21 protein-coding genes and 1 tRNA gene are annotated in these 16,918 nt (G+C 57.4%); 10 read left to right on the forward strand and 12 right to left on the reverse strand.

Translation table 11 applies throughout. From position 1 onward, the window contains the following. The first annotated feature begins 97 nt into the window (after nt 1-97). The 3 genes from V7650_RS05035 to V7650_RS18195 all read left to right on the forward strand — a co-directional run bounded on the left by V7650_RS05035 (nt 98) and on the right by V7650_RS18195 (nt 3,427). The gene (locus tag V7650_RS05035; RefSeq protein WP_335655152.1) at nt 98-655 is read left to right on the forward strand and encodes a hypothetical protein; all 558 of its coding nucleotides are present in this window, start codon (nt 98-100) and stop codon (nt 653-655) included. Beyond that, entirely contained in the window at nt 645-2,105 is a 1,461-nt protein-coding gene (locus V7650_RS05040) for a primase-helicase family protein (RefSeq protein WP_335655153.1), read from the forward strand. Before V7650_RS05035 ends, V7650_RS05040 begins: the two co-directional genes overlap by 11 nt. 1,067 nt (nt 2,106-3,172) lie before the next feature. Further along, complete coding sequence (locus V7650_RS18195) at nt 3,173-3,427, forward strand: HGGxSTG domain-containing protein (protein ID WP_442955263.1); 255 nt, start codon at nt 3,173-3,175, stop codon at nt 3,425-3,427. A 179-nt stretch (nt 3,428-3,606) separates the two neighbouring features. Here the strand turns inward: V7650_RS18195 and V7650_RS05050 are convergent, their stop codons facing one another. The 5 genes from V7650_RS05050 to V7650_RS05070 all read right to left on the reverse strand — a co-directional run bounded on the left by V7650_RS05050 (nt 3,607) and on the right by V7650_RS05070 (nt 9,092). Beyond that, complete coding sequence (locus tag V7650_RS05050; protein ID WP_335655155.1) at nt 3,607-3,783, reverse strand: hypothetical protein; 177 nt, start codon at nt 3,781-3,783, stop codon at nt 3,607-3,609. A gap of 244 nt (nt 3,784-4,027) precedes the next feature. Further along, nucleotides 4,028-4,591: an HD domain-containing protein gene (locus V7650_RS05055; protein ID WP_335655156.1), complete on the reverse strand. Its 564-nt coding sequence runs from the start codon at nt 4,589-4,591 to the stop codon at nt 4,028-4,030. Further along, nucleotides 4,569-5,114 (reverse strand): hypothetical protein, encoded by a 546-nt coding sequence (locus V7650_RS05060; protein ID WP_335655157.1) that lies wholly within the window; start codon nt 5,112-5,114, stop codon nt 4,569-4,571. Before V7650_RS05060 ends, V7650_RS05055 begins: the two co-directional genes overlap by 23 nt. A 534-nt stretch (nt 5,115-5,648) precedes the next feature. After that, complete coding sequence (locus V7650_RS05065; protein WP_335655158.1) at nt 5,649-6,296, reverse strand: hypothetical protein; 648 nt, start codon at nt 6,294-6,296, stop codon at nt 5,649-5,651. After that, complete coding sequence (locus tag V7650_RS05070; protein WP_335655159.1) at nt 6,297-9,092, reverse strand: DNA methyltransferase; 2,796 nt, start codon at nt 9,090-9,092, stop codon at nt 6,297-6,299. Nucleotides 9,093-9,551: 459 nt separating this feature from the next. On the opposite strand from V7650_RS05070, the gene V7650_RS05075 reads away from it, so the two are divergent. Beyond that, on the forward strand, nt 9,552-10,112 hold the full coding sequence (locus V7650_RS05075; RefSeq protein WP_335655160.1) for a Panacea domain-containing protein: 561 nt from the start codon (nt 9,552-9,554) through the stop codon (nt 10,110-10,112). A 5-nt stretch (nt 10,113-10,117) separates the two neighbouring features. After that, nucleotides 10,118-10,528: a hypothetical protein gene (locus V7650_RS05080; protein WP_335655161.1), complete on the forward strand. Its 411-nt coding sequence runs from the start codon at nt 10,118-10,120 to the stop codon at nt 10,526-10,528. A gap of 233 nt (nt 10,529-10,761) precedes the next feature. On the opposite strand, the gene V7650_RS05085 is transcribed toward V7650_RS05080, so the two are convergent. From V7650_RS05085 to V7650_RS05100, 4 genes are all read right to left on the reverse strand, one after another. Beyond that, nucleotides 10,762-10,838, reverse strand: a tRNA-Arg gene (locus V7650_RS05085). Between the two features lie 95 nt (nt 10,839-10,933). Continuing rightward, nucleotides 10,934-11,353: a hypothetical protein gene (locus V7650_RS05090; RefSeq protein ID WP_335655162.1), complete on the reverse strand. Its 420-nt coding sequence runs from the start codon at nt 11,351-11,353 to the stop codon at nt 10,934-10,936. Between the two features lie 85 nt (nt 11,354-11,438). After that, a complete protein-coding gene (gene nth / locus V7650_RS05095) occupies nt 11,439-12,077 on the reverse strand; it encodes an endonuclease III (RefSeq protein ID WP_335655163.1) in 639 nt (212 codons plus the stop codon). A 6-nt stretch (nt 12,078-12,083) separates the two neighbouring features. Continuing rightward, nucleotides 12,084-12,341 (reverse strand): hypothetical protein, encoded by a 258-nt coding sequence (locus V7650_RS05100; protein WP_335655164.1) that lies wholly within the window; start codon nt 12,339-12,341, stop codon nt 12,084-12,086. 111 nt (nt 12,342-12,452) lie between these two features. Between V7650_RS05100 and V7650_RS05105 the strand changes: the two genes are divergently transcribed. The 3 genes from V7650_RS05105 to V7650_RS05115 all read left to right on the forward strand — a co-directional run bounded on the left by V7650_RS05105 (nt 12,453) and on the right by V7650_RS05115 (nt 14,081). After that, nucleotides 12,453-13,037, forward strand: coding sequence for a hypothetical protein (locus V7650_RS05105; protein WP_335655165.1), 585 nt, complete (start codon nt 12,453-12,455; stop codon nt 13,035-13,037). A 461-nt stretch (nt 13,038-13,498) separates the two neighbouring features. Continuing rightward, complete coding sequence (locus tag V7650_RS05110) at nt 13,499-13,675, forward strand: type II toxin-antitoxin system HicA family toxin (RefSeq protein ID WP_335655166.1); 177 nt, start codon at nt 13,499-13,501, stop codon at nt 13,673-13,675. A gap of 13 nt (nt 13,676-13,688) precedes the next feature. Further along, a complete protein-coding gene (locus V7650_RS05115; RefSeq protein ID WP_335655167.1) occupies nt 13,689-14,081 on the forward strand; it encodes a type II toxin-antitoxin system HicB family antitoxin in 393 nt (130 codons plus the stop codon). 154 nt (nt 14,082-14,235) lie between these two features. Here the strand turns inward: V7650_RS05115 and dapB are convergent, their stop codons facing one another. Together dapB and V7650_RS05125 are read right to left on the reverse strand one after the other, a co-directional pair. After that, nucleotides 14,236-14,964 (reverse strand): 4-hydroxy-tetrahydrodipicolinate reductase, encoded by a 729-nt coding sequence (dapB, locus tag V7650_RS05120; protein ID WP_335655168.1) that lies wholly within the window; start codon nt 14,962-14,964, stop codon nt 14,236-14,238. 74 nt (nt 14,965-15,038) lie between these two features. After that, nucleotides 15,039-15,251, reverse strand: coding sequence for a hypothetical protein (locus V7650_RS05125; protein WP_335655169.1), 213 nt, complete (start codon nt 15,249-15,251; stop codon nt 15,039-15,041). On the opposite strand from V7650_RS05125, the gene V7650_RS05130 reads away from it, so the two are divergent. Both V7650_RS05130 and V7650_RS05135 read left to right on the forward strand, forming a co-directional pair. Further along, nucleotides 15,232-15,957, forward strand: a complete 726-nt coding sequence (locus tag V7650_RS05130) for an NAD-dependent deacylase (RefSeq protein ID WP_335655170.1) — start codon at nt 15,232-15,234, stop codon at nt 15,955-15,957. The genes V7650_RS05125 and V7650_RS05130 overlap by 20 nt on opposite strands. Further along, complete coding sequence (locus V7650_RS05135) at nt 15,944-16,297, forward strand: GFA family protein (protein ID WP_335655171.1); 354 nt, start codon at nt 15,944-15,946, stop codon at nt 16,295-16,297. Before V7650_RS05130 ends, V7650_RS05135 begins: the two co-directional genes overlap by 14 nt. A 42-nt stretch (nt 16,298-16,339) precedes the next feature. Here V7650_RS05135 and V7650_RS05140 read toward each other — a convergent pair whose 3' ends face one another. After that, complete coding sequence (locus tag V7650_RS05140; RefSeq protein ID WP_335655172.1) at nt 16,340-16,750, reverse strand: hypothetical protein; 411 nt, start codon at nt 16,748-16,750, stop codon at nt 16,340-16,342. Between the last annotated feature and the right edge of the window lie 168 nt (nt 16,751-16,918).

Here is a 16,918-nt window from a genome sequence, read left to right on the forward strand (position 1 = left end):
GGGATGAGGCAGAAGAGCGTTGGGATCAAAACGCCCTTGACCTGGAACGCTATGAAGAGGTGGAGCCCTTTTATTGGCCAACAGGGGGGCACGCTGCATGAAGCAACGCGACTTGATAAAAGAGATCGAAAACGCCTGCAGGGGCGTCAAGCAGGCTCATTTGGACCGGATCAGGGCGCTAGGCGTCACCAGCTGCACGATTGCCGCGTTGGGTGCCGTTCAAGTCCCGTTTGGCGTTATGAACTGCGAAAGTATCGGCGGCGGCATATTTCAACCTGGCGGCGATACACCCTATATCCTGCAACCTGTTTATGATGACGACGTGCTGATCGATATTGTTGCTTGGCGCACAATTGAACCGCAAAACTGGCTATGGCGCACCGGATCGGCATGGGCGCTCAATCCTGATGCGGTTGCAGCCAATAGCTGGCAAGATGAACCGCTATCGATTGATGCAACGCCTCTTGATTGGCTCCGCAGCAGCGCGGCCGGTCTTTGCATATTGAACTGGGATGCGCCGGAAATCCGGCAGCTATTGCGGATCAACTCCATAATCGCAGATCCCCATATTGCCCGGCAATTGCGCGGCGCACTGATGAAGCCCGCATATTTTCCTGAAATCAGGGCAAGGGAGGCTTTCCGAAATGCAGCGTGATTTGAAAGCCCTTGGTGAAGAGATACCGGACGATCCTTTTGGTCATCTGCCGTACGAAATCATTCCTTTAAAAACCAGGGGTGCCGATGGCTGCCTACTGAATTTGAATGCCGCCAGGAACGAGCCAGAGATGCTTGAGGGGGTCCGACTAGATGACTTCCGGGCGTATATGCCGGCGCACTCCTACGTATTCATGCCGAGTGGCGAAATGTGGCCAGCCGCCAGCGTCAATTCGCGGATCCCTCCGATGCCGCTATTCGACAAGGAGGGCAAGCCGCTACTCGACAAAAAGGGCAAACGGGTCAAGCTGGCTGCAAATCAGTGGCTTGACCAGAATCGACCTGTTGAGCAAATGACATGGGCCCCGGGTTTGCCGCAAGTCGTCACAGATAAACTAATTTCAGACGGCGGCTGGATCGATCGGCGAGCCTGCCATGTCTTCAACCTGTATCGACCGCCTTCTAAATGCTCCGGTGACGCGAAGAAGGCCGGGTGCTGGATTGACCATATCCAACGAGTCTATCCCGACGATGCAGAGCACCTGATCAACTGGCTTGCACACCGCGTCCAGCGTCCAGAGGAAAAAATCAATCATGCAATTCTCTTGGGCGGTGCGCAAGGTATCGGCAAAGACACCATCCTGGAGCCGGTCAAGGCCGCGATCGGGCCGTGGAACTTCACCGAAGTATCGCCGCAGCACCTACTCGGCAGGTTCAACGGCTTTGTGAAATCTGTAATCCTGCGAGTGAGCGAGGCCCGCGACCTGGGAGACGTGGACCGCTTCGCCTTTTACGACCATATGAAAACCTATACTGCGGCACCGCCAGACGTGCTCCGCGTCGATGAAAAGCATTTGCGCGAATACTCCGTGTTCAATGTTTGCGGCGTCATCATTACGTCCAATCACAAAAGCGATGGGCTCTATTTGCCGCCCGATGATCGCCGGCATTATGTCGCATGGTCTGACCTTGGCCGCGATGATTTTGCAGCGGATTATTGGACCGGGCTTTATGCATGGTACCAGGCAGGAGGCACCGGGCACGTGGCGCAATATCTGCGAACACTGGACCTATCCGGCTTCGATCCCAAAGCACCGCCACGCAAGACACCAGCGTTTTGGGAAATCGTATCGAGTAATCAATCGCCCGAGGACGCGGAGTTCGCCGACACCTTGGAAAAGATGAGGTGGCCGACAGCTACAACGATCGCTGATATTATCCATTCTGCGGACAGCTCTTTTTCAGGATGGCTGAAAGATCGGCGCAATGCGCGCACGGTTCCAAATCGTCTTGAAAAATGCGGGTACAGTTCTGTCCATTGCCCGACGACCGTGGACGGGCGATGGAAAGTGGCCGGGAAAAATGTTGTCATCTATGCGCAAAATAAACTGACCGTTCGCGATGCGATCGCTGCAGCGGAAAAGCTCGCTTTGGAGGCGCGATCATGGTGATCCAGTCCAAGAAGTCCGTGAAGTCCGTGATTTTCCATTGTCCTTTAACTAAGAAAAACGAGAGAATTCCGATATTTATCGCAAAGCGTGCGCGCATGAGGAAGGGATTGAGTGAAGCCTGTAGAATGATAATGCCATATCACGGACTTCACGGACTATACGGACTGAGATTGATGTGCGGTGTGACTGTCCGCGACGACCTCTATTTGACCGACCGTCCCGAGATAATTGATGCCATCGAAGCCAAGCGGACACAGCGGACTTGACCGGACAATCTCCGGATTTGTCCGGGCCCAGAAACGGAAGGAATAGGGCGGGCGGACACGGACAAATGCTTAAGGCATGTCCGTTTGCCCTCCGACCGAGAACTCAACTGCAGAAAGAACTGGAGACCTAAATGGCGCGTCCTGTTAGCGACGTCGAACTGCGGAGGCTTTACGTCGAGGGTGGTAGAAAGCGGAGTCGCAAAAACCGCAAGAAACCTGATCCACCGGCGAACTTGAAGCAAACTGAAGCAGAGGCGGAAGCATTTGTGAGAAGCCTGCCGTTATCCCCGGGCGTGGTGACGGAGGAACAGGGCGATAGCTGGCAGGTGCAGTCACCGCATAGCGACGACAATCTATGGCAGCTTCAACTAACCCAGGCATTCGGAACCCGCTCGACGTCGCTCTTGCAGACGTTCCTTCGGCAACTGGCGGCACTTTGCCCGCAATCGTGGGATGCGGACCGGCAAGTTTGGAGAGAGAACGAGACCACTTGGAACGCATTGTTGGCGCTGGTGTCCGACCACCAGCCGGAGAATTCCGCTCAGGCTGCCTTGGCGGCTCAAATGGCTGCCACTCACCTGATGGTGATGAAGCTAAGCGAGCAAGCGCTCAATCGCGGACATACTGTCATGGAAAAGGATGCTGCGCTGGTCTCCAAGCTCGCACGGACTTTCGCGGTACAATGCGAAACGATGCAGGCGCTCAAGGGCAAAGTGCGAACGACCAGGCAATCCGTACACGTAACAAAGGAGACGCACCAGCATGTCCATTATCACGACGACCAGGGGGGATTGGTCGAAAATGCAAACCAATCCCAAGGACGCGGCGCCGCATCTCCTGACAAACGCCAAGCTTTGTGGAGCGAAGAACCGGGCAGGGAAGCCCTGCCGCGCCCCGGCCGAGACGGGGAAGGCACGCTGCCGATTTCACGGCGCAAGAGCCGGAGCGCCGAGAGGCAAGGCTAACGGCAGCTACAGGCACGGCGGCGAGACCAAGGAGGCTCGGAGCCTTAGAGCAGAAGCCCGCAGGTTGCTGAAGGAACTGCGAGACGCATGAAGGCGAAAGCAATCCCCATGACACCTCCAGCAGGACTCGAACGTGCACCTGAAAACTTAGAAGAGTCTTGCCCTATCCAGTTGGGCAACGAGGGTAATCCGAAGCAGCCTTGGAAAATAGAACTCATTTGAAAGGGATGGAAAACCGGTGCCTAACCATTCAGCCAAGGCCTCTCCTGTTTAACCGATCGAGGTCGGGCAGCGTCCCCCGCCGACGTTCAGAATGGTGCCATCGTCATATTTGCACATCTGGCTGCCGTTTTCAAACCACTCGGAGACCAACTTCGCTTTCGCGTGCGCCGGCGTTGCCATTCCCAGGCCGATCAGGGCGGATATAATCACGGTTGATTTGCGCATGGTCTTCTCCTCTGCGACTCTTAGCAGTCGTAACGAATATTTTAGGGTCGCTACATCGAAAGGTCAACCAGGTCCGCCGCCGTTGGGAGGAATCAGCCAATGCCCAGCGGACCTGCGATGTCCTTCCATAATGCTGCAGCTATACGCTGCCCTGCCGTCGCCAGATTGCTTTGCCGCAGGAGGCTGAGGGGGTACCATCCTCCTTCCTGCTCTTTGTAGAGAAACTGACGGTACACGCTCGGGGTTAGCTTCGCCCATAGGTTTTTCCTTCTCCTCCAATGCCGCAGAGCTTTGCTATACGGTGATCAAGCGCTACGTTCACGCCTCGGCAGCCATCGGCCACCAGGCCTGCCCATCGCCTATATTCCGCAATGCGCTCAGCCGGCCAAGCGGGAGGGTGATCAATCAGGTCCTCGAGGTTTGAGGCTTTGTCGGCCAGCTTGATGAGCTTCGCGCCATCGGATTTGTGCGGCGCGCTTTGAACCTGCAGATCCTTACGCTCGCGTTTCTCAAGGCTCTTATCGTCGGTGACTTCTGCCACAAGGCTCGCCACCGCTGGTCCAAAGCGTTCGACGAGCTCTTCGTACGTCGTCTTGGTATCCTCGATGGTGTCGTGGAGGAGTGCGGCTGCGAGAACGTCTGTGTCGTCGATTTCGCTTTCAGTTAAAATCTGAGCGACCCGGAGCGGGTGATTGATGTAAGGTGTCGCGTCTGAGTCTTTCCGCCGACAGGATCGGTGTTTTTCTGCGGCAAAGACGGCAGCATTGAGGATGCAAGAGACGGCGTTAGAAGAGGTCGTCGAGTTCATGATCATTTCCTTCAAGATATGCGAGGATGGCTTCGAACAGCTCCTCGATCGGGATGCTGGTTGATTGAGGTATTTTCGGGATGATGTCGGCACCTTCGAGGAGCGACCGTGTCCATTCGGGCCGGCTGGTGAAGGGCTCGGTGCAGTGGGTATCGATGAAGTCCTTCCATCGGCGATCTTCGCGCAAGCTATGGCAGTCGAAAAAGTCCAGCTGCGGGTCGAAGTAATGACGCCGGTAGAAAGCGCCAATACGGTCCCAATGGATAATCATTCGGTCCAGGCTGGCCGTCATATGCAAATAAGCGGGGAGAGGAGCGGAAGGATGCAGCAATTCGGACGAATAAACCAGTTGCCGACGGCAGGCATCGATCAACGTGCGGAGATCCCGCTCGATGTTGCGGCGCTGCGAACATGCGAATGACGCTTCGCTGTACGTTGTTACATCGTAACTCGTGATGGGCCGAAAGAACCCCCGCGAGTGAGTCGCGTGATGAAGGCCGAAACGGTAGACACAGTTGTCCATCGACAAATTCCATTGGAGCAGCCGAGTGTTTGATGCGCTGGCACTCTTTTAAGAAGGCCAGGCGTCTAATCGCTCGGTCTTCTCTCATTGCAGCGCTCATACTGAGCGGAAATGTGGATTCCCAGAAGGTCAGCCACACGCAAAAGCTAACGCTATCATTGTGTTTGTCAAGAACATATTGCCGTCGGGGCAGCACCCCGCGGGCAGCATCGACGCTTCACTATCTGCGCGTTGGTCGTGAGGATGATGGCGCCTGCCGCGATTATCTAAGGGACCGAGCAAGAATCTCAAGTGTCGCCATTTGCCAGCGGAAAACTCGTGTTTCAGGAAGCATTGAACTCCTCATTGATGTTCTGGTTGCACATACGATCTTACCTGCTTCGTTTGGCGTTCATCTTGCCATAGCACTGAGTGAGGAAAGCGGTGTAAAAACTGCGAGGTAGGAAACGAAAGCCGATTTGGACGCAGCCTTTTAAATTACCGTGCTTCACGCCGGACTGAGGAACTCTGCTAAACTGAAAGTAATTGCGGTGATCAGTTTGCACGGACCACTTTATATCGCATACCCATTCCGTCGACCCTCAGGACCATGAGTTGAATATCCTTTAATTGAATCATGAGCGGAAATTCGGCGAGCTGGATAGTGAGCTCCTCCGTGAACGCCGGTCGGGCGAGTCCGGCGGAGAATTCTCGATAAGAAAATCGGAGGCTGTCCTGCGTCGCTCCTTGGAAAAGGAAAACCCTCCTAAGGCTGTCTTCCCTGTAGACCGAGATCGGTAAGCGGGAGTACGGAACGGGGATCTTCAGACGTTGAGCGAGATTGTAATCGTTGGTCGCCTGACGATCGAACCGGCCGTCTCCATCGTCATCGAGAAAACATGGCCCATCCGGTTCGAACGTTCCCTTTATTGGCACACAGGCCTTGAATGCAGCCTTGGTCCCAACTGACACCAGTTCTGTCCCAACAGAAATTGATCGGCCACGGAGGTAAGAACCGGGACCGGAGTCGGCTTCGAGACGAGCACCATCTAGCGTGTAAACTCGAGTGAAAGAGTAAACTTCTCCTCCGGCTGGAACCACAGTTTCAACCCCAAGCTCAGGAGAATGTTTAAGGGTCAACTCCTGTGCGTTGACTATGCAGGGGAGCGCAACTCCCAAGCCAATTAGCAAGAAACGCCTCATTCACTCCTCCTCCGCCTTCATTTTCCTCGCCACCCGCTTGTTCTTTGCTACTCCCAGCCGCTCGAGCGGGTTTACCAGCGCCTCATAGCGACCGAACAGATGTTCGACCCGGTCGCGGTCGGTAGCGAAGGGTGCGGGGCGGTAGAGCTTGTCGACGGCGGTATCCAGCGCGGCGTGGGCCTTGCGCAGATTGGAGGGCATTGTATCGGGATCATAGAGGTCGGCCAGGCTGGAGGTGGGATGGGCGGCGCGGGCATCGAGCACGGCTTGCGCCAGCGCCCCTATTTTGGAGCGTTGGGCGGGTGAGGCGTCGGGCCATGGGAAAGTGTTGTAGACAAGGCCAATCGAGTAGCGAAATCGACTTTCAAGTCGTCCACCAATGTGAGCGAGCCACGCCATATGTGCACGGCTGGTGAGGATGGCGAAGTCAAAGAGGCTGGCATTTTCGAGGATGCGAACAAGGTTGCTGGGAATAGTGGGGGGTTTGAGCCAACCTAAGGGCACATATTCGCGACGCTCCGAGCTTACTTCGGGGATCACCAAATAAGGATTCTCCGGAACGACTGTGACATGAAAGCGGGTCGGCTCCAGTGCGAGAGCTTGGGTTCCAGTGCTCTTGCTAGCTTTCCTCGCTTCACGGACGCGGGCTATCCTTTCGACGGTCAATGGCAGTTGTCTAATCTCATTTGGCGCTGCTTTTGCCAGATACAAGATCGATCTGTCGCCGCCGTTGATGAACTCTTGGCTTCCGACGTATGGATGGAGGAACTTTGCAGCGCCTGGCTCCTTGGCAAGAAAATCGCTGCGTTCCTTAGCATTGAAGATGTAGTGTCCACCATCAATTGGTTTTGAACCGATTACCACTTTGCCCGCACTGTTGATTGGCCTGCTTTCTTCTTTCACGACCAGATGCCGGTTCGCCACGCCCTTGGCATCGAATAAATAGGCGGTCAGCCCGGGGTGCCGGGTCTCCACCGGGTCGCCCTTGATGTCCGGATAGGAAAACAGCCGCTTTTCGGCTGGTTCATGGTCATGATGCGCAAGCCCGATGATAACGACATGGACATGGGCCTTGCCGCGCGCTTCGCTGAACCAGTTGAAGGTGCGGTGCGCGAAGACAATTTCCAGCCCGTGCCGGTCAAACAGGATCGGCCAGAGCTGCGCCACCTGTTCGCCCTGACAAATCGAATTGGTGGCAACGAATGCCACGCGGATGCGCCGGTTGGCTTGCAGATATTGCCCCGCCTTTAGGAACCATGCCGCGACATAGTCGAGTGTTCCACCGCTACCCCCCAGCGCAGCGATGCGTCGAACCTGGACCCGCTGTTCCTGCGTCTGGAACTTGGCCCCGACAAAGGGCGGGTTGCCCATGATGTGGCTGCAGCGCTCCATCGGCAACAGCGCGCTCCAATCAGCTTCCAGCGCGTCGCCATGCAGGATATGCGCGCTGTCTTTTAGCGGGATGCGGGCATAGTTCAGCCGAAATGCCTCATTGATTTCATTATTGGCGATATGATCCATCATCCACATTGCCACTTCGGCGATGCGGGCGGGGAATTCCTCATATTCGATGCCGTAGAATTGATCGACCGTGACGCGCGACAGCAGCGCCGCGTCAATCGACTGGTCGCCATATTGCGCCTTCAGCGCCTCCAGTTCCAGCCGCCGGATTTCGCGATAGGCGATAACGAGGAAATTGCCGCAGCCGCAGGCAGGATCGAAAAAGGTCAGCCGGGTCAGCTTGTTCTGAAACTTTGCCAGTTCTTTATCCCGCGCGGTCTTGCGCTTGATGATGCCCTTTAGTTCCGCCTTTAGATCATCCAGAAACAGCGGGCCGATGACCTTCAGGATATTGTCCTCGCTGGTGTAATGTGCGCCCTTGGCGCGCCGCTCCTTCGCATCCATCACCGACTGAAACAGCGAGCCGAAAATGGCCGGCGAAACGCCGGACCAATCGTGCCGCGCCGCATCCAGCAGATGTTCGCGCATGATAGTATTGAAATGCGGTGTCCTGAGCCGTCCCGCGAACAGGCGGCCATTCACATAGGGAAAGGCATTGAGTTCGTCCTGAAGCGTGGTCTGCCGCGCATTCTCAGGCATGTCGAGCACGTCGAACAAATCATTCAGCACCCGGCCAACATTGCTGCCATCGGGCTTTGTGTCATTTTCGACCAGTTGAAGGAAAATGTCCTTCGGTTGAAATATCCCCGTATCGTCGGCAAATAGGCAAAACAGCAGCCGAACCAGCAATTGCTCCAGATCGTAGCCGACATAGCCCGATTCCTCCAAAGCATCGTGGAGCTTGCCCATGAGCTCTGCTGCCTTGATCGTCACCCCTGCTTGCGTCTCGAAGCTGACCTTGCGGCCCAGCATGAAATCGAACGCTGCAATATGCTTGTGCAGGTCCTTCAGGTGGAATTTGAGTTCCTGGCCGGTTTCCAGATCAAGCAAGCGCCAACGCTGGAAATCACAAGTCAGCACCCATCTGGGCTGGTCGGTAGGATGTACCCCTTCGACGTAATCAAGCGCCTGTCCGCGCGCTTTGTCGAGGTCCAGATTGCTGCTTTTTTGTTCGACCAGCATTGTCCCTGGCCAGAAAAGATCGATGAAGCCATGCTTCTTTGAAAGCAGCTTTACCCTCTGTTCATAGATCGCAACTTGCCTGCGCTTGATTCCAAACAGTTCGAAAAATTCATTGTAGAAGGTCTGGGTTTCACCCTTTTCATAATGAGCGTCCTGCCATTCTTCGCTGAACGCTTTTGCACGCCGCTTAATTTCATCCCAGCCGAGCCGCATCGAAATCCCCTTGCAAGATCAAGGCTTAGCGATTTTGGGGTCCAGCGCATAGTTTGAATTTTATGGTCTTAAACTGAAACTTGTAACTGAAACTATAAACACTTCCCGACACTCTCGCAAAAAATGGGGTTAACCAGCGCTTAGTGCGCGCACATTTGCCGGGTAGGACCCGCGAACGTCGAGAGACAAAATAGGCTTCTAGCCTTGGCAAGCGCGACAGTTCGAGTAGCGAATTTTGGTGCTATGGGCGCTGCATGCAATAACAGCAGCAGTAAGTTCTCAGTTTTCGGTCCATTAAAGCAAACTGGGTAAATTTTGGTTTTATCACAGCGTGTAAAACTAATTGGACTTCCCACAATTAGACGATGGGGAGCGCGCCATGAAACTTAGTGCATTTTTAATTAGGAAAGCATATATACACGGTCAATTAAACGCAAATATGCGTTCTAGGAGAATCAAATGTATAACCCAGTGAAAGCGGCGCAAGTCATCGCTCACTTGGCCTGCAAAGCGCCTGACAGGACGCTAGACGTTATCAAGGCGATCAAATTGGTTTATCTCGCTGACAGAGAGAGCATTGCAAAGTTTGGCGCGCCAATACTGGATGAGCGGCGCTCGTCCATGCCCCATGGCCCGGTCAATTCGCAAACCTATTCGCACATAAATGGCGAACACGATCTTGACGCTTGCGGCTGGTCGACATTCCTTGAAGACTGCGCAAATCATCAGCTTGCCGTTAAAGCAGGGATCGATGAGGATGACTTGGATGAGTTAAGCGAAGCTGACATTCAATGCCTTGATGCCGTATGGTCAAAATTCGGTTCGATGGGAAAATGGGTACTCCGTGATTGGACGCACGAAAAGGCCAATGTGCCTGAGTGGGAGGACCCTAAAGGTAGTTCTACTCCGATTCCCCTTGAGCGAATAATGGCTATGGTTGGAATCGATAGCCCGGCTGAGCAAGCGGCGCTTGTTGAAAATAATAATAAAGTGTCACGCCTTCTTTCACAGCTTGCTTAGCACAAATGCAATCCCTGAATAAAAAAGGGGCGGTACTCATGCCGTCTGGGCCTTCGCATGACCCCGGCCGCATGCATTTATACGTTATCTGCACTGATCTCGACCAGGAAGGGCGCCAGTTGATAGTATCCATTTGCAGTAAGATTAACAATCTTTGTGATCCGGCGTGCACAGTGCAGGCGCATGAGCATTCGTTCTTAAACAAAGAGTCTTACGTATTTTATCGCAAGGCCCAAATTGTGGATGGATCATCATTGGAAAACGGTGTGGCCGCGAAACTTTTTATCCCCAAAGAGGATGTGAACGGTCAAACTTTTCTTCGAATTACCAAAGGTATCTGCACTTCCATTCAGACACCAAAGAAAATTAAAAAATATTTCGGTTGTCCTGAAGTCAAGAAGGACACCGCTGCATAGCGTAAAGACCATTGTGGAAAATTCGTGGAAAATACCACCGCCCCGTCAAAAATCGCATCGGCCTATTTTTAGGCTTACGGCGGATTGCGAACTGGAAATTCAACCCAACAAAAGCGAATATTTTCTCGAGGCGAAGTGACTTTGCTGCCAACGATCTAATGACAATCCCACACTACGTTTTCCATACGTATTACATACAAGGGAAAAGTGATGTCCTTAAGTCATTGAAATAATGGTGCACCCGACAGAATTCGAATCTGTGACCTCTGCCTTCGGAGGGCAGCGCTCTATCCAGCTGAGCTACGGGTGCCGGGGCGAATATCGCCGAACGGGCGTGTAGCAGCGGTTGTGCCGCATTGCCAATCAAAATATTGGCCTATCGATCCGCCGTCGACCGGCCGCCGATCAGCGGGGCTCGCGGTCCTGCGGAATCTTCTCGATCTGCTGGAACTGGCCCAGCCCGCAGGCGCCGCGCGTGTCGAGCCGGCCGGCGGTCTGGTCGAGGACCCGGATGATATCGACATTGCACAGCTGGCTGGTCGAGGTCTCGTAGGAAAAGGCTTCCTCGAAGCCCAGCCCGTTGCATTTCTGGGGCAGGCGGTTGCGGTAGATGTCGCCGTTGTTCATCCGGAAATCGATGGTGCTGTCGTCGATCACGTCGGTCGAGCGGATGCTGGAACGCTGGATGCAGCTTTTCGGTTCGCCCACGGTCCGGACGCCAGGATCGCTTGCGACCGGGGCGCTGCTGGCAATATCGCTGCCGAGTGCCGTGCAGCCGCCGGTGACAAGAACCGCACCGATCATGAGAGGAGCAAGAATGCGCATGATTTTTCTCCGCTGATTGATAGATCGTCCCGATCCGTACCATATCCATGATGTCGCAAATCTGAATGACCGGCAAGGATTCGCTTCAGGGCGCTGGCGTCTTCTTCCTGTAGCGGCACAGGTCGGCGACCGGGCAGCGCCAGCATTCGGGCTTGCGCGCCTTGCAGATATAGCGGCCGTGCAGGATCAGCCAGTGATGGGCGTGGACCCGGAACGGCGCCGGGGTCTGCTTCTCCAGCTTCTTCTCCACCGCCAGCACGGTCTTGCCGGGCGCCAGGCCGGTGCGGTTGCCGACCCGGAAGATATGGGTGTCGACGGCGAAGGTCTCCGCGCCAAAGGCGCAGTTCATCACGACATTGGCGGTCTTGCGCCCGACCCCGGGCAGCTTGACCAGCTCGTCGCGGTCCGCCGGCACCGCGCCGCCAAAGTCGGCGATCAGCATCTCCGACAGCGCGATCACATTCTTCGCCTTGGTGTTGTAGAGGCCGATCGTCTTGATATGCTCCTTCAGCCCCTCGAGCCCGAGATCGACCATCTGCTGCGGTGTCTTCACCTCGGCGAACAGCCGGCGGGTCGCCTTGTTGACGCCGATATCGGTCGACTGCGCCGACAGCGCCACCGCGACCACCAGCTGGTAGGTGTTGCCATAGGCCAGCTCGGTCTCCGGCGCCGGATTGTCGGCGGCGAGGCGGGAATAAAATTCGAAGATATCGGCTTTCTTCATGCCGCCTCAGTCCTGCATCCGGTCCATCAGATCCATGAAGTCGCGTGCCGAGTCCCGGTCGGCGGGATCCTTGAACGCCTTCTCCAGATCGAGATGGGTGCCGAGCATGTAGAGCACCGCCCACAAGGCAAAGCGCCGGCCGCGATCCGTTTCCAGCCCGAAGTCGACCCGCATATGCTCGATCCCGGCGTTCATCGCCTCCGGCTGGATCGCGGCGAGGTCGGTGGTGCCAAAATAGCGCTGCAGCTGGTCATCAAAATCCATGCTGCCGATCTATGGCGCACATGCCGGCTTGGCAAGCGGCGCGTGATACCGGTGCCGCGCGATGGCGCTCGCCGGGCGGGAACCGATCGGCAAGCGGGGCGTACTGGGTTCATGGGATATCGACAGACACCATGGACAGAAATTTTCTCCTGCGCCACGATCGGTCTTTCGCTCGCCTGCCTGTCGGGTCTGGCGCTCGGCCATGTCACCGAACAATCCATGCACCCCAGGCTCTCCTCCCAGGCACCCGCCGATCCGGTCGAGCGCTACGCTCTCGGACAGAATGCCTTTGCCAGGCCGTCGGTCAAAGCGACGCAGGCGCCCGCGGCACAATATGCCGATGCCAGCATTGAAATCGGCAGTTACCAACAGGGTGTCCGGATTCTGGCGCCCGAGGAACCGGCCCGCAAGCGCGATCGGCTCCGGCTGGAGCGGCTGCAGGCGTGGAACGAGGAGAATTTCGGCGGTGACGCGGGCGGGAATGCCGGAGCGGCCGAGCACGCAGATCGGTCGGTGGCCGATGATGCGCCGATTGATGTCGGAGCGGTCGCCGCCGCGCCCGAATCGATGGTGCCGCGGATCATCCGCACCGGTAGCGACGCGGGTGGCATCAAGCCAAGGCGGATTGCCATGGACCTGCGCCCCGTGCCCGCGCCGAACGAAAGCTCATTTCAGGCCCGTTTGCCCGGCAGCTGAACGCGGCTAGGCCCATGGGAACAGCCGCAAGGCTCAAGCGTCTGACCAGCGTTCCTGACACAATCGCTTCCTTTTCATTTCCGTGACCTTTGCCTGCAAGCCCCGGTTTTTCGGTCTTTTCGGGTTGCCAACGGAGCGCCGAGTGTGACCTTCCGAATTTTTCGCCATAGACGCGGTTTCCCCCAAACGCCATCCTGTATTAAATTGTCAAAGAGCCGGCTCCGCGCCTGTCGCGGGAGCGGCGTCTACAATAACCGATGGACAGGGGTGTAGGACAGCGCTTTCTTGCGGCTTCGCCCTCAAGGGGCAGGACTGCCGAATCTTGCCAACCATCGATCAATGAAGGCGCTTTACTGGCGATTTGCCCGGCAAAGATCCTTGGTTGAAGTTTCGCCTATAGTGTGTATAGATACACATCATTTATCAACTGTCCAAGCGAATGGATGCGGAGCCGGAAGGTCTTGAAGCGCCTGAAGCGTGCCGGCTGGCAGGAGGTCAGGCAGAGCGGCAGTCACAAGCATCTGCGGCATCCGGATCGCCCGGGCACGGTAACGGTGCCGCACCCGAAATCCGATCTGCCGATTGGCACATTGAAAAGCATCGAGCGCCAGAGCGGCGTGGATTTGAGAAATCGATAGGAAGGAAGCAAGATTGGCCAGCATCTATTATCCCGCCATACTCGAACGCGCGACCGGCGGTTTCGCCGTGTTCTTTCCGGACCTGCCGGGCTGCACGTCCTTTGGCGCGACCGAACAGGAGGCGGCGGAAAATGCCGAAGAGGCACTCACCGGTCATCTGGTCGTATCCGCCGAATATGGCGACAGCCTTGCTGCGCCCTCTCCGCTCGACACAATTCCGAACGATCCGGAGGTCGAGGAAGCGGCGCGCATCCTTGTCCGGGCCGAACGGCCGGGCAAAGCGGTGCGGATCAATATCACCCTTGACGAAGGGTTGGTCGCCGCCATCGACCGGGTGGCGAAAAATCGGTCGGGGTTTCTGGCGGATGCAGCGCGGTCGGCGTTGCGGGAGAAGAGGGTGGGGTGAATTGTCAGCGAGGGCTACAACTTTTGTCCTCAGGCATTTTGATGTGCATGGCTCATCCAGAGAGATATTCTGACCAAATTACCTTGGTCGCCTACCCAACCTACAACGGTCCAGTCCGAGTCAGCGTGACAGTTCCTATTCCCGGCCGCAAAATCTAAAACCCCAAAACCCCGTCCATCCCGTAGCGACCAGCCTTCTGCCCAACCAGCCATCCCGCCGCCTTCACCGCACCGCGCGCAAAGATCATTCTATTTTCCGCGCGGTGGCTGAGTTCGATGCGTTCCTCGTCGCCGGCCAGGATCACCATATGGTCGCCGGCGACCGATCCGCCGCGCAGCGCCGCAAAGCCGATCGCGCCGCGAGCGCGGGCGCCGGTGATGCCGTCGCGGCCGCTTTCGCTGTTGGCCGCGAGATCGATGCTGCGGCCGCGCGCCACGGCCTGGCCGAGCAACTTGGCAGTGCCGCTGGGCGCGTCGACCTTGTGGCGGTGGTGCATTTCGAGAATCTCGATATCCCAGTCGTCGCCGAGCCGGGACGCTGCCTGCTCGACCAGCGCCGCCAGCATGTTGACGCCGAGCGAGGTGTTGCCGGTCTGCAGCACGGCGATCCGCTTTGCGGCTTCGTCAATGGCGGCATGATGCGCGTCTTCCAGTCCGGTGGTGCCGATCACCACGGGCTTGCCCGCCGCGGTGCAGGCATCAAGCGTTGCCTGCAGCGCCGCCGGCGAGGAAAAATCGACCAGCACATCGCTCGCCGCGACCAGCGCACCGATGTCGTCTCCCTGGTCGGCACCGCCGGCATGGCTGTGGCCCGCCTGCGCGATCGCCTCGGCCAGCGCCTGTCCCATGCGGCCCTTGCTGCCGATAATTCCGATTTTTGCCATGCTGGTTAACCCCGTTAGCCCTGAACCGGTCGAAGGTGCCTAGAGTCGAGAGGCGTGGTTCGACCGGCTCACCACTAACCGTTTTTCGAACGGGTGCAAAGCTTCTCGAAATCGGCCTGAAAGGGGAAGCCTGCCCCGTGCCCGTTTTCGTCATCCTGAACTTGTTTCAGGACCCCGCTATGCTCTAAGCCATTTCCGTGAAACGGAAGGGATGCTGAAACAGGTTCAGCATGACGAAGCAGGTTCAGCAGGACGAAGGAAGACAATATGCCGCGCGACATCAGCAATATCGTCATCCTGACCGGCGCCGGGATCAGCGCCGAAAGCGGCGTTGCCACCTTCCGCGGGCCCGACGGCCTGTGGGAGGGGCACCGGGTCGAGGATGTGGCGACGCCGGAGGCCTTTGCCCACGATCCGGATCTGGTGCAGGCCTTTTACGACGCGCGCCGCGCCAAGCTGAAGACGGTGGAACCCAATGCGGCGCACCGGGCACTGGCGAAGCTGGACGCGCAGTGGCCGGGCGAGCTGCTGCTGGTGACGCAGAATGTCGACGACCTGCACGAGCGGGCGGGGTCCGAGCGGCTGCTGCACATGCACGGTGAGCTGGGCAGCGCCTGGTGCCTGGGCTGCGATGCGCGCTCGCCGTTCGACGGGCTGATGGCGGAGGGGCCGGCCTGTCCGGTGTGCCGCCAGCCCGGCCAGCTGCGCCCGGATATCGTCTGGTTCGGGGAAATGCCCTACGAGATGGAGCGGATCGAGCGGGCGCTGGCGCGCTGCGACCTGTTTGTCTCGATCGGCACCTCGGGCGCGGTCTATCCGGCGGCGGGCTTTGTCCAGACCGCGCGCTATCATGGCGCGCGCACGCTGGAGATGAATCTCAACCCGTCGGAGGGCAGCTTCCATTTCCACGAGAGCCGGATGGGCCGGGCAGGGGAACTGGTGCCCGGCTGGGTCGAGGACCTGTTGCGGGAGAACGCAGATGAGCGGACCTGAACTGAAAGGCAGCTGCCATTGCGGTGCCGTGCACATCACGGTTGCCGGACCACCGGCGCAGGTCACCAAGTGCAACTGTTCGCTGTGCCGCAGGACCGGCTGGATCGGCGGCTACTGGCATCCCGACGCGGTGACCGTCAAGGCCGCCCCGGATGCGCTCAATCCCTATGTCCAGGGCGACCGGATGATTACCACATGGAACTGCCGCACCTGCGGCTCGCACAGCCACTGGACCCCGATCACGGCTTCGCCGGACCGGATGGGGGTGAACATGCGGATGTTCGATCCGGCGGACTGGCGGCATCTGCCGGTTCAGGAGGTCGATGGGGCGAAATTCTGACAGCTGCTGTCGGCCCGGCGGCCGATACGAGCGCGATCCCGGTCAGGAATTCTGGATCCATTCCGAGAGCAAGCACTGGTCCAGCCATCGTCGGATGCCCTCGCGGCTTTCGGGCGAGATCAGGAACGGCATGTCCTTGGCGCTGTGACTATTGGCATTTTTGAACAGCACCTGCTGGTCCAGCATATAGTGGACATAGCGGCTACAGATTATTTCCTGAAGACCGATCCGCGCGGCGATGTCCGCTATGGTCGCGGGGTGGTGCAGACCTTCGGCGACGAACAGGTCGAGCAGAATATCCCAGCATGGTTCGCCGAAACTGATCCCGCGGATATATTCAGACCGAGCCCGCTGTCGTGCGACTATATCGCTGGCGAGCCCATAGCGCTGGTCGTCGCTAACGGCGACGGGCATGGTTCGACGGTGGTTCGTGTCGGTCTGGTCGGTGGACATATCTCTCTCCGGTAAGAACAAGCTCCATATTGAATTGCGTCGCCTTGGCTGTTTCGAAGCCTAACAGGGCCCGGGAGTCAGGTCTTGTGGCGAGTTCACGTGGCAACGTGCGCGCGATGCCCGAAGGTGATGCCATCTGAAGACACGGACGGGGCAGGACTTCGGGTT

This window comes from Parasphingorhabdus sp. (genome assembly GCF_036964565.1).
GTDB lineage: Bacteria > Pseudomonadota > Alphaproteobacteria > Sphingomonadales > Sphingomonadaceae > Parasphingorhabdus.

Excerpts from the sequence above, each read along its gene's own strand:
- V7650_RS05060 (WP_335655157.1), bottom strand. The coding sequence starts at position 5,114 with ATGGACAACTGTGTCTACCGTTTCGGCCTTCATCACGCGACTCACTCG.
- V7650_RS05080 (WP_335655161.1), top strand. The coding sequence starts at position 10,118 with ATGCAATCCCTGAATAAAAAAGGGGCGGTACTCATGCCGTCTGGGCCT.
- V7650_RS05070 (WP_335655159.1), bottom strand. The coding sequence starts at position 9,092 with ATGCGGCTCGGCTGGGATGAAATTAAGCGGCGTGCAAAAGCGTTCAGC.
- nth (WP_335655163.1), bottom strand. The coding sequence starts at position 12,077 with ATGAAGAAAGCCGATATCTTCGAATTTTATTCCCGCCTCGCCGCCGAC.
- V7650_RS05090 (WP_335655162.1), bottom strand. The coding sequence starts at position 11,353 with ATGCGCATTCTTGCTCCTCTCATGATCGGTGCGGTTCTTGTCACCGGC.
- V7650_RS18195 (WP_442955263.1), top strand. The coding sequence starts at position 3,173 with ATGCAAACCAATCCCAAGGACGCGGCGCCGCATCTCCTGACAAACGCC.
- V7650_RS05130 (WP_335655170.1), top strand. The coding sequence starts at position 15,232 with ATGCCGCGCGACATCAGCAATATCGTCATCCTGACCGGCGCCGGGATC.
- V7650_RS05035 (WP_335655152.1), top strand. The coding sequence starts at position 98 with ATGAAGCAACGCGACTTGATAAAAGAGATCGAAAACGCCTGCAGGGGC.
- dapB (WP_335655168.1), bottom strand. The coding sequence starts at position 14,964 with ATGGCAAAAATCGGAATTATCGGCAGCAAGGGCCGCATGGGACAGGCG.
- V7650_RS05100 (WP_335655164.1), bottom strand. The coding sequence starts at position 12,341 with ATGGATTTTGATGACCAGCTGCAGCGCTATTTTGGCACCACCGACCTC.
- V7650_RS05065 (WP_335655158.1), bottom strand. The coding sequence starts at position 6,296 with ATGAGGCGTTTCTTGCTAATTGGCTTGGGAGTTGCGCTCCCCTGCATA.
- V7650_RS05140 (WP_335655172.1), bottom strand. The coding sequence starts at position 16,750 with ATGTCCACCGACCAGACCGACACGAACCACCGTCGAACCATGCCCGTC.
- V7650_RS05055 (WP_335655156.1), bottom strand. The coding sequence starts at position 4,591 with ATGAACTCGACGACCTCTTCTAACGCCGTCTCTTGCATCCTCAATGCT.
- V7650_RS05135 (WP_335655171.1), top strand. The coding sequence starts at position 15,944 with ATGAGCGGACCTGAACTGAAAGGCAGCTGCCATTGCGGTGCCGTGCAC.
- V7650_RS05105 (WP_335655165.1), top strand. The coding sequence starts at position 12,453 with ATGGGATATCGACAGACACCATGGACAGAAATTTTCTCCTGCGCCACG.
- V7650_RS05050 (WP_335655155.1), bottom strand. The coding sequence starts at position 3,783 with ATGCGCAAATCAACCGTGATTATATCCGCCCTGATCGGCCTGGGAATG.
- V7650_RS05040 (WP_335655153.1), top strand. The coding sequence starts at position 645 with ATGCAGCGTGATTTGAAAGCCCTTGGTGAAGAGATACCGGACGATCCT.
- V7650_RS05075 (WP_335655160.1), top strand. The coding sequence starts at position 9,552 with ATGTATAACCCAGTGAAAGCGGCGCAAGTCATCGCTCACTTGGCCTGC.